At 66.3% G+C, this 13,132-nt stretch carries 9 protein-coding genes; 5 read left to right on the top strand and 4 right to left on the bottom strand.

The annotated features are described in order from the left end of the window. Positions 1 to 34: 34 nt before the first annotated feature. Both V5740_RS00295 and V5740_RS00290 read right to left on the bottom strand, forming a co-directional pair. Complete coding sequence (locus V5740_RS00295) at positions 35 to 2,791, bottom strand: TonB-dependent receptor (protein ID WP_347303108.1); 2,757 nt, start codon at positions 2,789 to 2,791, stop codon at positions 35 to 37. A 183-nt stretch (positions 2,792 to 2,974) separates the two neighbouring features. Next, positions 2,975 to 4,729 (bottom strand): monovalent cation:proton antiporter-2 (CPA2) family protein, encoded by a 1,755-nt coding sequence (locus tag V5740_RS00290; RefSeq protein ID WP_347303107.1) that lies wholly within the window; start codon positions 4,727 to 4,729, stop codon positions 2,975 to 2,977. A gap of 109 nt (positions 4,730 to 4,838) precedes the next feature. Here V5740_RS00290 and ispG point away from each other — a divergent pair, with 109 nt between their 5' ends. Genes ispG through V5740_RS00275 form a run of 3 tightly spaced genes read left to right on the top strand, consistent with a single transcriptional unit; the run spans position 4,839 to position 7,401 of the window. Next, positions 4,839 to 5,981 (top strand): flavodoxin-dependent (E)-4-hydroxy-3-methylbut-2-enyl-diphosphate synthase, encoded by a 1,143-nt coding sequence (gene ispG, locus V5740_RS00285; protein WP_347303106.1) that lies wholly within the window; start codon positions 4,839 to 4,841, stop codon positions 5,979 to 5,981. A gap of 9 nt (positions 5,982 to 5,990) precedes the next feature. Next, positions 5,991 to 6,476 (top strand): GNAT family N-acetyltransferase, encoded by a 486-nt coding sequence (locus V5740_RS00280; protein WP_347303105.1) that lies wholly within the window; start codon positions 5,991 to 5,993, stop codon positions 6,474 to 6,476. A gap of 37 nt (positions 6,477 to 6,513) precedes the next feature. Further along, positions 6,514 to 7,401, top strand: coding sequence for a histone deacetylase (locus tag V5740_RS00275; RefSeq protein WP_347304546.1), 888 nt, complete (start codon positions 6,514 to 6,516; stop codon positions 7,399 to 7,401). Here the strand turns inward: V5740_RS00275 and V5740_RS00270 are convergent. After that, entirely contained in the window at positions 7,380 to 7,898 is a 519-nt protein-coding gene (locus tag V5740_RS00270; protein ID WP_347303104.1) for a hypothetical protein, read from the bottom strand. The two genes, V5740_RS00275 and V5740_RS00270, sit on opposite strands and share 22 nt — an antisense overlap. Positions 7,899 to 8,079: 181 nt before the next feature. Here V5740_RS00270 and V5740_RS00265 point away from each other — a divergent pair, with 181 nt between their 5' ends. Further along, complete coding sequence (locus V5740_RS00265; protein ID WP_347303103.1) at positions 8,080 to 8,637, top strand: murein L,D-transpeptidase catalytic domain-containing protein; 558 nt, start codon at positions 8,080 to 8,082, stop codon at positions 8,635 to 8,637. A gap of 121 nt (positions 8,638 to 8,758) precedes the next feature. On the opposite strand, the gene V5740_RS00260 is transcribed toward V5740_RS00265, so the two are convergent. Further along, a complete protein-coding gene (locus V5740_RS00260) occupies positions 8,759 to 10,162 on the bottom strand; it encodes a L,D-transpeptidase family protein (protein WP_347303102.1) in 1,404 nt (467 codons plus the stop codon). 238 nt (positions 10,163 to 10,400) lie between these two features. Between V5740_RS00260 and acnA the strand changes: the two genes are divergently transcribed. Continuing rightward, on the top strand, positions 10,401 to 13,073 hold the full coding sequence (gene acnA / locus V5740_RS00255; RefSeq protein ID WP_347303101.1) for an aconitate hydratase AcnA: 2,673 nt from the start codon (positions 10,401 to 10,403) through the stop codon (positions 13,071 to 13,073). Positions 13,074 to 13,132 lie beyond the last annotated feature (59 nt).

Raw genomic sequence — 13,132 nt, 5'->3', positions numbered from 1 at the left:
GGGGCGGCGCCACCAGACGCCGCCCCATCCATCATCAGAAGCGCATGCGCATGCCGGCATAGAACCGGCGCCCGAACGTCTCCAGGATCGTGCGACGATATTCGCTGTTCGCATTTTCGATCCGGACGGCGTTGGTCAGGTTGACCGCTTCCACGAACAGCGACGCGTTCTCGTCGATGTTGTAGCTCGCCGAGGCGTCGAACTGGCCATAGGCCTCGCCGAATTCCGGGTTGTTGCCACGACCGCGGGCGACGATCAGGAACTCCGACCGCCAATTGTATGACCCGCGCAGGCTGAACGTGTCATCCTCGTAGAAGGCGGACAGGTTGTAGCTGTGCCGCGAGAGACCCGGGAAGCTGAGCGGGTCGCCGGTGAAGGCGTCCGTTTCCTCGTAACCGCTGTCGTCGGAGAAGGTGTAGTTCGCCAGCACGCCGATGTTCGACAGGATGCCTGGCAGGAAGTCGAATACGTACTGGCCACCCACCTCGGCGCCATTGATCGTCACCTCCTGCGTACCGTTGATCGGCACGGTGATGGTGTAGACATTGGTGCTCACCGGATCGGTGTACAGTTCGGTGCCATTCTGCACGAAGGATCCGATCTCCTTGCGGAAATAGGTCGCGGAGAAGTAGCTGGTGTTGTTGAAGTAATACTCCAGCCCCAGGTCGTACTGGCGCGCACGGTATGGCTGCAGGTTGGGGTTGCCGCGCGATCCGGTCAGCCCGACATTGTCGAGGGTGAAGCGCGGGGCGAGCTGCTGCGGCAGCGGGCGGGCCAGCACCTCGGTCGCCGTGGCGCGGGCCTGCAGCCGGTTCGGGATCAGCTCCGCCGTCAGGTTGATGGAGGGCAGGAACTCGGTGTAGCCGCCGTCGAACGACACCGGCGTCACGTCGCCACCCTGGATCTGGTTGCCGTTGGCGGTGGTCTTGGTGTCCACCACGCGCGCGCCGGCGACACCCTTCAGCACGAAACCGAGATCGACTTCGAACGCGGCCTGGGCATAACCCGCCCAGTTGTCTTCCGTCACCTCCCAGGTGTCGAGCGGCACGTCGTTATCATACGGGTCGGGGATGCCGACCGCGTTGGCGACACCCAGGCCCAGGTTCAGCCAGCGATCGATCCCGCCGTCGAAGCCCTTATCCGCCCCGCCAAAGAAATCATGGTCGCCGATCGTGGCATTGTTACCGACGATGTTGCGCAGCCGGGCCGTCAACGCAGCCGGCGACTCGGTGGAAATGGCTCGTGTTACGCTGGTGCCGGTGTCAAAGTTGTTGACCCTCGTCTCACCACTGGTCCCGTCAAGCGTGATCGACTTGTCGAAGTACCTGCTGTCCGCGGTCAGCTGGCGCCACTGGCCGCCCACCTTGAAGGAGGTGAAGAAGCCGCCGGTCGGCTCGTATTCGAGGTCCAGCTTGCCGCTGATCTCCTCCTGATCGTTGAAGCGCGGCCGGCTCAGCACGATCAGCTGGGTCAGGCCCTGCGTGGTCGTGGGATCGATCGGCAGTATGATGTTAGGGGCCTGCTGATCGTTGTTGTAGTCGATCGTCAGCTCCGACAAGCCCTGTGCGGTGGCGGTGGCGTTGATCTCGTCATTGAACGCTTCGGACTTGGCATAGCTGCCTCGGCCGCTCAGCGTCAGCTGGCCGGTGGTCCATTCGAAACCCGCCTGCGCGTTGTAGGTGCGGCGCTCCTGCGTACCCAGGATGTTGCGGTAGGCGGCGCTCAGCCCACCCGGCGCAGCAGTGGCACCGACGAAGGTGACGCGGCTGGCGGTGTTGTCGGGGCCGATCGTGGTGCGGCTCGGGTCCACGCCGCCATTGGCGACGTTCTGCACGGTGCCCAGCTGCAGGAACTGGCTGTCCAGATCCATGTCGGACCGGGTGTGCGTGCCTTCCACGAACATGCGCAGGTCATCGGTCGGGCGCCATTCGAAGATGCCGTTGATCGATCCGCGCTTGGTCAGCTCGCGGTTGATGATCGGGCGCGGGATGTCGGGGTAGAAGTCGCCGGTACCGTCATTGTTCAGGTCCAGAGCCTGTACGCCGGCAAGGCCCGGATTGGCGTCGATCTGGCGCCAGCCGGTGGTGCGCAGCTGATCGTACCACAGGCTGCGCTCCTCGTAGGTAGCCGACAGCAGGACGCCCATCGTGTCGTCGTTGAACAGCGTGCTGCCGATCAGCGCGAACTTGGGATCGATGCGGTCGGCCAGATCGCCGTAAATGCCCTGCGCCGACCCGGCCAGATAGGATTCGCCGTTGCCGTCGAACGGCCGGCGGGTGATGATGCGCACCGTGCCGCCCAGGCCGCCCTCGGTCATGTCGGGGGTAGCGGACTTCACCACTTCCAGCCGGTTCACGAACTCGACCGGCAGATCGCGGAACTCGACCGCACGGCCGCCGCCGACATTGGTGGAGAGCGCCGTCTGGCCGTTGATCTCCACGCGGTTCAGCGCCGGCTCGGCACCGCGAATGGAGATGCTCTGCCCTTCACCGCCGGCGCGGCTGATCTGCACGCCGGTCACGCGCTGCAGCGCCTCGCCGATGTTCTTGTCGGGGAACTTGCCGATATCCTCGGCCGAGATCGCATCGATCACCTGCGCCGAATCGCGCTTGGCGCTGAGCGCGCTGGCGAGCGAGGCACGGATGCCGGTGACGACGATCTCGTTGCCGGCGGCGGTGTCGGCGGCTTCGGTGCCGGCGGGCTGCTGCTGCTCTTCCTCGACCGGGTCGGGCTGCGTCTGCTGCGCATCCTGCGCAAAGGCGGGCGCGGCCGACAGGAGGGCGATAGCCAAGGCTGCACCGGACGTGCAGGCGAACGAAACGGAGTGTGCGAGACGCATTTTTGCGATCCTCTCTGTGGATGCGAACGGCCCCACGGTCCGCCGCTTGATCCCGCGCCCTTAGCGCCGCGATGTCTCGATGCCTACAACAAATCTCACATCATGAACGTTTGATACAATAGTTGAGATAGGCCGCTAGCGGCTGCTCTCCGTGATCATCATATCCATTGCCCCGGCTGCGCGGATGTCACCGGCTTCCAACTGCAGTTGCAACCGCTTGCGATCCATCTTGCGGTAGGTCGCCTCCGCTTGGTCGATCTCTTCCGCGCCCAGGCCCAGCTTCGCCAGCGCCAGCCGCGCCATGATGATCGCGGACCCCAGCACCTCACGCACGACGGAGGTGGTAGGGTGGCCATGCAGCCGGATAACGCTGCGCCGGTCGAACGCGCGGACATAGATCGACGCCTGCGGAAAGGCATCGTGGACCGCATCGATCAGGTCGGGAGTCGCCTGGTCGTCATCGATGCAGAACAGGATAAGCTGCGCCTCCCCGGCGCCGGCCTGTCGCAGCAGGTCGAGCCGTGTGCCGTCGCCGAAATAGACCTGTGCGCCAAACTCCTTGGCGACATCGATGATCTCCACATCTGTGTCGATCAGAGTCACGGACACCCCGCCCGCCAGCAATGTCTGCGCCACCGTCTGCCCGAACCGGCCGTAACCCACGACCAGCGCGCTGGCTGCCGTGTGGCCGGTCGGTCCCGGGCGCTCGTCCGGGGCGACCGGTTCCTTGGCGAAGCGGCGCATAACCTGCATCAGGAACGGCGTGGTTGCCATGGACAGGGTCACGATCGCGCCGAACAGGCTCGCCGCCTCCGGCGTGATCAGCAGCGCGGCGGTGGCCTGGCCAAACAGCACGAAGCCGAACTCGCCGCCCTGGCTAAGCAGCAGGCCCAGCCCCGCCGCCTCGCGCCAGCGCATGCGGAAGGCCAGGCCGAGACCCGCGATCACCGCCGCTTTCACCGCCACCAGCGCCGCCGCCATGCTGACCACGAAGACCGGCCGGTCGGCGATCGCGCCCAGGTCCAGCATCATGCCGACCGAGATGAAGAACAGCCCCAGCAGGAGGGAGCGGAATGGCTCCACGCTGGTCTCCAGCTCGTGCCGATAGGGGGTGTCGGCCAGCATCACCCCGGCAATAAACGCGCCCAGCGCCGTCGACAGGCCCAGCGTCTCCATGACTGCGGCGCTGGCGACGACCGTGAACAGGCCCGCCATGACGAACATCTCCCGCTCGCCAAGTCCGGCGATCAGGCGGAACATCGGCCGGATCAGGAACCGGCCCGCCAGTATCAGGCCGACGATCGCCGCCGCCGTCATCAGGCCGAGCTGCCATCCCGGCGGGCCCGCCTGGTCGGCCGGGTTGCGGCTCATGGTTGCGACGATGGTGATCAGCGGGATGATCGACAGATCCTGGAACAGCAGGATGGCGAAGGCGCGCTCGCCGCTCGGCGTCCGCAGCCGGCCGGAGCTTTGCAGCATCGGCAACACCTGCGCGGTGGAGCTCAGACCCAGCGGCAGGCCCAACGCCAGCGCCGCGGCCCAGCTGATTCCGGTGACCAGGCCGATTAGCAGCGACAGTGCCAGCCCGCAGGCGAGCACCTGCAGCAGGCCCAGCCCGAAGATCTCCTTGCGCATGCGCCACAGCCGCCCGGGGTTGAGCTCCAGCCCGACTATGAACAGCAGCATGACGATGCCCAGTTCGGCGAAACGGTTCATTGCCTCTGCCTCCCCCGCCCAGCCCAATACCTGCGGCCCGACGGCAATGCCCGCCAACAGGTAGCCGAGCGTCGCGCCAAGTCCCATGCGGCGGAACAGCAGCACGAAGCCGAGCGCAAAGCCCAGAAGGATCAATCCCTCGCGCAGCATCATGCCGCCGCCATGCGTTTCCATGCCGAAGCCCCCGTGTCTCTCGTCCGTGCCCCATGTCGCCGATGGCACAAGATAAGGCAATCGGGCCCAATGCCTTCCCCCCGTCGCGCACAATGCCTATAGTGGCGGCATGTCCTCCGTTCGACCCTGGCGCGATATCGAGCGCCGCAAGAGCCGGCAGATCATGGTCGGCCGCGTGCCCGTGGGCGGCGATGCCCCGATCAGCGTCCAGACCATGACCAATACCCCCACCACCGACGTGGGCGCCACTATCGACCAGATCCGCCGGTGCGAGGATGCGGGGGCGGACATCATCCGCGTGTCCTGCCCCGATACGGACAGCACCCGCGCCTTTCGCGACATCGTTCGCGCGGCCAACGTGCCGCTCGTCGCCGACATCCACTTCCACTACAAGCGTGCGCTGGAAGCCGCCGACGCGGGCGCGGCCTGCCTGCGCATCAATCCCGGCAATATCGGTTCGGCGGATCGCGTCGCGGAAGTGGTACGCGCGGCGAAAGCCAATGGCTGTTCCATCCGCATCGGTGTCAATGCCGGCTCCCTAGAACGGCACCTGCTGGAGAAATATGCGGAGCCGTGCCCCGAGGCGCTGGTGGAATCCGCGCTCGACCACATCAAGCTGCTGCAGGATCACGACTTTCACGAATACAAGGTGGCGGTGAAGGCGTCAGATGTGTTCCTGGCGGTCGCTGCCTATATGGGCCTGGCCGAAGCGGTCGATTGCCCGCTGCACCTTGGCATTACCGAAGCCGGTGGCCTGATCGGCGGTACGGTCAAGAGCTCCATCGGCATGGGCAACCTGCTGTGGGCGGGTATCGGTGATACCATCCGAGTGTCGCTGAGTGCCGAGCCGGAGCAGGAAGTGCGCGTCGGCTTCGAGATGCTGAAGACGCTGGGCCTGCGCACCCGCGGCGTGCGCGTGGTCAGCTGCCCCAGCTGCGCGCGGCAAGGCTTCGACGTGATCCGCACGGTCACGGCGCTGGAGGAGCGGCTCCAGCACATCAAGACGCCGCTGTCGCTTTCCGTCCTGGGCTGCGTGGTCAACGGACCGGGCGAGGCGCGGGAAACCGACATCGGCATTACTGGTGGCGGCGCGGGCAAGCACATGGTGTACCTGTCAGGCATCACCAGCCACACGGTCGAAAGCGACGCCATGCTGGACCACATCGTCCAGCTGGTAGAAGCCAAGGCGGCGGAGATCGAGGCCGCCACCGCTGCCATGCCGGCCGACGCGCTGCCCGTCCCGGCGGAATGACCACGACCCATGGCGCTGTCGATCCGTCCTGCGACGCGGGATGACCTGCCGCTCATCGGCGAACTGATCCACGCTCTGGCCGAATACGAGCGGCTGGGTGGCGAGGTGCGCTTCGATCCCGCCGCGCTGGAGGGGTACCTGTTCGGACCCACTCCCCATGCGGAGGTCGTGATCGGAGAGGTGGACGGCGCGCCACAGGGTTTCGCATTGTTCTTCCACAATTTCTCAACCTTTGAAGGGCGACCCGGCCTGTATCTGGAGGATTTGTTCGTGCGCCCCGCCGCGCGCGGCAGCGGGCTTGGGACCGCCCTGCTGGCTTACCTGGCGTGGCTGGCGGCGCAGCGCGACTGTGCGCGGCTGGAATGGTCGGTGCTGGACTGGAACGCCCCGGCGATCGGCTTCTACCGTGCGCTCGGTGCGCGGCCGATGGCTGACTGGACGGTGATGCGGGTCGATGGCGCCGCGCTCGACACCCTTGCCGCGCGGGCTGCCTGACGCGCGCGTGCTCCACGTCGTCCACCACATCGACTACATGGCCCCCGCGCCCACGCGCGGCACTTTCCGGTTCGACAAGTATCAGGCTGTGATGGTCGCACTGCGCGGCTCCGGCCAGCCGATCACCGAACATGCGCCCGAACCCATGCCGCGACCCTGGCTGGAGGCGGTACACGATCCTGCCTATGTGGCTGAGGTGTTCGCCGCCGCCGTGCCGCCGGTCAAGGAACGGCGGATCGGCTTCCCGGTGACGCCGCACATCGCCAGTCGTGTCGCGCATACCAGCGGCGGTACCTGGCTGGCGGCGCAAATCGCCCGGCGGCACGGCTATGCCGCCAACAGTGCGGCGGGCAGCCACCACGCGCTGTACGACACGGGCGCGGGCTATTGTGTGTTCAACGATCTCGCCGTCACCACCAACCGCCTGCTGGCGGAAGGGAACGCGGACCGCGTCCTGATCGTCGATCTCGATGTGCATCAAGGGGACGGCACCGCCAGCCTGATGGCCGGGCGAGACGAGGTGTTCACCCTGTCGTTCCACGCGGAAAAGAACTTCCCGGCGCGCAAGGCCCGCTCCACGCTGGACGTGCCCCTGCCTGATGGGATGGAGGATGCCGCCTATCTCGCCAAACTGGCCGACGTGCTGCCGGACGTGCTGGATGAATTCCGCCCGGACATGGTCCTCTACCAGGCGGGCGTTGACCCGCATGTCGACGACCGCCTGGGACGACTGGCACTGAGTGATGATGGGCTGCAGGCCCGTGACCGCTTCGTGCTGGCGGAGGCGCGACGACGCGGACTGCCGGTGGCGAGTGCTCTGGGCGGCGGCTACGGCACCGATCCCATGGTCATCGGCCAGCGCCACGCCCGGTCGATGCTGGCGATGGCGGCGGAAAACACCCGCTACCCGGTACCGGCCATATAGATGTCGACATAGTCGGTCAGCCCGTCGCACCATTCAAATTCGCGCAGTCGCCAGTAAGGACGGTTCTGGGTGACGGCGAAATGCCACAGCTTGTCCGCCTCGCACCGCCGGCCGGGATCAGGCGCATCGGTGATGCGAATCGTGCCGTCTAGGATGAAGTAGTCGCTCCCGATCTCCCGTACGACGCCGGACACGGACAGCCGCCCCGGCCCGGCGGGCTGATCCTGCGCCGCGTCCAGCCGGATCGTACCGCCCTGCTCCACCACTCGCACCGTGCCACGCCGATCCCAACTGATCCATTGCAGCGTCGCACCATCGGCGGCCAGCAACCGGTCGGCAGCGGCCCGATCGATGATGCGAGTCCCCGGTCCGGCAACAGAAGCCGGCGGCGGCGATGTAGCCGGTGTCGGCATTGGTGCATTCTCGACAGGCGCGGGTGCCTGGCTGGTGGCGCACGCGCCTAGCAGCAGCGCGGCGAGTAGCGGCCATTGTCTCATCGCCATTCTCTCCTTGCTCTCTCCTGCGAAACCAAACGCTTCGGCACGACGGATCGGTTCCACGCCGCGCTGCCCTGTTCAGCCGATGGCTAGACTCCGGCGTCTATAACGGGGCATGGTCGCAAGAGTGGATCGCAGGGGACTTCTGACAGGGGCGCTGGCCGCCGCCGGTGCTGCCGCCATGCCGGCACGTGTCTGGGCTCAGGCCAGCAGCGCATCCCCGCGCGATGTTGCCATTCTCGATATCGCCCGGCGGGAAGTGGAGCGCGCCGGCGCTGTGCTGTGGCGCCGCGACATTGCGGGCATTGCCGACTTCGCGGTCCATTCTGCCGTACCGCGATTTCACTTTGCCAATCTGGAGAACGGCACTGTCCGCTCGTTCCGGGTGTGCCATGGCAGCGGCTCCGACCCGGAGCATGACGGCTACCTCAACTATTACTCGGACGTCGAAGGGTCCAATTGCACCAGCCGCGGTGCCTATGTCACGTGGGAATGGTACAAGGGCCGCTACGGCACCTCCATCCGCTTGGGCGGCCTGGATCCAACCAATGTGAACGCCCTGCCCCGCGCCATCGTCATGCATTCGGCGCAATATGCCACGGCAGATCATGTGGCCACTTACGGGCGCATGGGCCGGTCCAATGGCTGCTTCGCCATGGACCCGACCGACTTCAACGAAGCCCTGTGGAACCTGTCAGGCGGACGCCTGCTCTACGCCGACAGCCTCGGCATCAGCTAAGCGGAGAGGAAGCTGGCGAAAAAACGGGCGACTACCTGCCGCCTGTAAACCCGTCCCCGCTCTGTCGCCAGGCGGAGGGCCAGACGCGCGGATGCGCGCGCCCGGCACCTGATCGCCCCGATCAGGTCGTCTGCAAATCGTCCTCGATCACGATCAACTCCTCGTCCGTCGTTCGCGCCCGCTGCTCCACTCGCGGCGCCTTCAGCGCGGCCAGCACCGGCGCATCGCGGCCGTAGATGTCGTCAAAGCTGCGCAGTTCCCCGTCGATGTCGCGCGCCATGGTGAAATAGGTGATGTAGACCGGCATCTGCCGGGTCACCGGCACGCGCGTATATTCGCCGGACTTGGCGATCTCCACCGCCTCCTCCTTGCTGGCGCCCTGGCCCAGGATGGCGATGGTCATGGCCAGTTCCAGCGCCCGCTCCGTCCGGATGCAGCCATGGCTGAGCGCGCGGTTGTCGTTGTTGAACAGGTTGCGGTTGGGCGTGTCGTGCAGGAAGATCGCGTGCGGATTGGGCATGTCGAGCTTCATCATGCCCAGCGAATTGCCGGGTCCGGGCTGCTGCACCACGGTGATGAACCCGTTCTCGCCCCGCGTGCCGCGATAGCCGTTGGCCCGCGCCCAACCGGGATTGCCCATCACGCGGTTGCCCAGCCCTTCGCCCCGCACGATCGATTGCGGCACGGTCCAGGTCGGGTTGAAGATCACCCCTTCCACCGTCTCCGCCAATTGCGGCGTGGCGGTGCGACCGGGTTTGCCGACGATGGTCTTGTACGACCGCACGATGCGGTTGTTCACCACCATGCGCAATTGGTACTCGGGCACATTGGTCAGCAGGTACTGATTGCCCAGATCCCGCGCCAGCCAGCGCCAACGGTCCATGTTGGCGCGGATCAGCGCGCGGCGCGACGTGGATGCCCGCGGCGTGCTCGCCAGTTCCTCCTTAAGGGCGGCATAATCGGGGTTGGTCGGGCTCAGTTCCGCAAGGGCACCGGCGACGTTGCCGTCGGCCAGCGCCTGCTCCATGATCCGGCCGGTCGGCAGCAGATCAGGATCGGGATCGACGACGAACCATTGCCGGCGCGCCTCCATCGGGGTGCGCCCGTCCCGCAGGTCCTCCACCAGCCAGGTGAACATGCGGCTGGCCTGCTCGTCCAGCGCGGCGCCCTCGCCCGCCTCGATCGCGCTGCGCAGCGCCGCCGGCTGGTAATCCGCCGGGTCGAGCCCCTCGGCGCCAATGCCCTCGATCACCTCCAGCAAGGAGCGGGCACGGTCCGCCGGCCAGCGCATCACCGCGGCGTATTGCGGCACCGGCGGCAGGGTCAGCGCCTGAACCACGGGTTGCGACACAGTCGGCACTTGCGTGCGCTGCACCGGCGGCGTCACCGGCGTGCCGGTCTGCTGCGCGGGCAGCAGCGATTGCGGCCGCCCGGCCTGTGCCGACACCGGTCCCGCCAGCACCAACCCCAATGCGCCCGCCACCGCGACCTGCCAGCCACGCCCCAACCGTACCGCCGTATTCATCTCGCCTGTCTTTCGCATCTGCTGCTTCGTCATCCGTCGTGGTCCTGCGCGCCCCGCGCTTGCTGCAGCGTGAATCCAAGCAGCCGCCGCGCGCATATCGTACCTTCCAGCAACGGGTGCCCGCCATTGCCGTTCCACCCCGCTGGCGCTTGACGTTGCGCCTGCGAACGCGCAAGCGCCAGCGGAAAAATATGGCGGGAAACCGCCGTGCAGGGCCAGCACAGCAGAAGGATCACCCATGACTCAGGTCGGCAACAACTCGCTCGACACCCGCAGCACCCTTTCGGTCGGTAGCAAGACCTACGCCTACTACTCGCTCGCCAAGGCGGCGGAGAAGATCGGCGACGTGTCGCGCTTGCCGTTCTCCATGAAGGTGCTGCTGGAAAACCTCCTCCGGTTCGAGGATGCGGGCTTCACCGTTTCCGTCGGGGACATCCAGGCGATCGCCGACTGGCAGAAGAACCCGACCACCGGCAAGGAGATCCAGTACCGCCCGGCCCGCGTGCTGCTGCAGGACTTCACCGGCGTTCCCTGCGTTGTCGACCTTGCCGCCATGCGCGACGCGATCGCCACGCTGGGCGGCGACACCAGCAAGATCAACCCGCAGGTGCCGGTCAACCTCGTCATCGATCACTCCGTGATGGTGGACGAGTTCGGGCATCCCCGCGCATTCGAGCAGAACATGGAGATTGAGTACGAGCGCAACATGGAGCGCTATGACTTCCTGAAGTGGGGCTCCAAGTCGCTCGACAATTTCTACGCCGTGCCGCCGGGCACCGGCATCTGCCACCAGGTGAACCTGGAGAACATCGCCCGCGCCGTGTGGTCCAGCACCGACCAGAACGGTGACGAGGTCGCCTATCCCGACACCTGCGTCGGCACCGACAGCCACACCACCATGGTGAACGGCCTGGGCGTGCTCGGCTGGGGCGTCGGCGGAATCGAAGCGGAGGCCGCGATGCTGGGGCAGCCGGTCTCCATGCTGATCCCCGAAGTCGTCGGCTTCAAGTTCACCGGCGAGCTGAAGGAAGGCGTCACCGCGACCGATCTGGTGCTGACCTGCACCTCCATGTTGCGCAAGCACGGCGTGGTCGGCCGCTTCGTCGAATATTTCGGCCCCGGTCTCGCCAGCCTGTCGTTGGCGGACCGTGCGACGCTGGCCAACATGGCCCCGGAATACGGCGCCACCTGCGGCTTCTTCGGCATCGATGACAAAACGCTGGACTACCTGCGCCTGACCGGCCGCGAGGAGGAGCAGATCGCCCTCGTGGAAGCTTATGCCAAGGAGCAGGGCTTCTGGATGCATCCCGGTGCGGAGGACCCCGTGTTCTCCTCTACGCTGGAGCTGGATCTGGCGACCGTCGTCCCCTCCCTCGCTGGCCCGAAGCGCCCGCAGGACTGGGTCGCGCTGCCGGACGTGGACGACGTGTTCAACAAGGACATGGCCGAACTCTACAAGAAGTCGGCGCAGCGTGTGGCGGTCGAGGGCGAAGACTTCGACATCGGCGATGGCGACGTGATGATCGCCGCGATCACCAGCTGCACCAACACCTCCAACCCGTCCGTGCTGGTCGCCGCCGGCCTCGTCGCCAAGAAGGCGGACGAACTGGGCCTGAAGCCCAAGCCGTGGGTCAAGACCTCGCTGGCGCCGGGCTCGCAGGTCGTTACCGACTACCTTAACAAGGCGGGGCTGCAGACGCACCTCGACAATATCGGCTTCAACCTGGTGGGTTACGGCTGCACCACCTGCATCGGTAATTCGGGTCCGCTGGCGGAGCCGATCAGCAAGGCGATCAACGAGAACGGCCTGGTTGCCAGCGCTGTCATCAGCGGCAACCGCAACTTCGAAGGCCGCGTGAGCCCCGATGTGCGCGCCAACTTCCTGGCCAGCCCGCCGCTGGTCGTCGCCTACGCGCTGAAGGGCACCGTGGTGGAGGATTTCGTCACCACCCCGATCGGTACGGGCAAGGATGGGCAGGACGTGTTCCTGCGCGACATCTGGCCCAGCAACCTGGAAGTCGCCGACCTGATGAGCGCCGCCGTCGACCGGCCGATGTTCCAGGCGCGCTATGCCGACGTCTACAAGGGTGACGAGCACTGGCAGGCGATCAACGTCACCGGGTCGGAGACCTATTCGTGGCGCGCCGATTCCACCTACGTCGCCAACCCGCCCTATTTCGAGGGCATGAGCATGACCCCGCCGCCGGTGACTGACATCGTCGGGGCCAAGCCGCTGGCGATCCTGGGCGATTCCATCACCACCGACCACATCAGCCCGGCCGGCTCGATCAAGGCGGACAGCCCGGCGGGCCGCTGGCTGACGGAGCACGGGGTGGAGAAGCGCGACTTCAACTCCTACGGCAGCCGTCGTGGCCATCACGAGGTGATGATGCGCGGCACCTTCGCCAATATCCGCATCCGCAACGAGATGGTGCCGGGGATCGAAGGCGGCATGACCCGTTACGGCGGGGAAGTCATGGCGATCTACGACGCGGCGCAGAAGCACAAGGCGGACAACACCCCGCTGGTGGTGATCGGCGGCAAGGAGTACGGCACCGGTTCCAGCCGTGACTGGGCGGCCAAGGGCACCGTGCTGCTGGGCGTGCGCGCGGTGATCGTGGAGAGCTTTGAGCGTATCCACCGGTCGAACCTGGTGGGCATGGGCGTGCTGCCCCTGATGTTCAAGAACGGCGACACCCGGCAGAGCCTGAAGCTGACCGGCGACGACCAGTTCACCATCCGTGGCCTGGCCGACATCAAGCCGCTGCAGGACGTTGAGGTCGAGGTGACCCGCCCGAACGGCGAGACCTTCACCTTCACCGCCCAGTGCCGCATCGATACCGCCAACGAGTTCGAATACTACCAGAATGGCGGCATCCTGCAGTACGTGCTGCGCAAGCTGGCCGCGTAAGCCGGATCAGCGCTGAGGAAGAGGGGCGGCTCCGGCGACGGGGCCGCCCTTTTTCGTGC

This window comes from Croceibacterium sp. TMG7-5b_MA50, from assembly GCF_039830145.1.
Classification (GTDB): Bacteria; Pseudomonadota; Alphaproteobacteria; order Sphingomonadales; family Sphingomonadaceae; genus Croceibacterium.
This window is presented reverse-complemented; position numbering and strand designations above follow the sequence as displayed.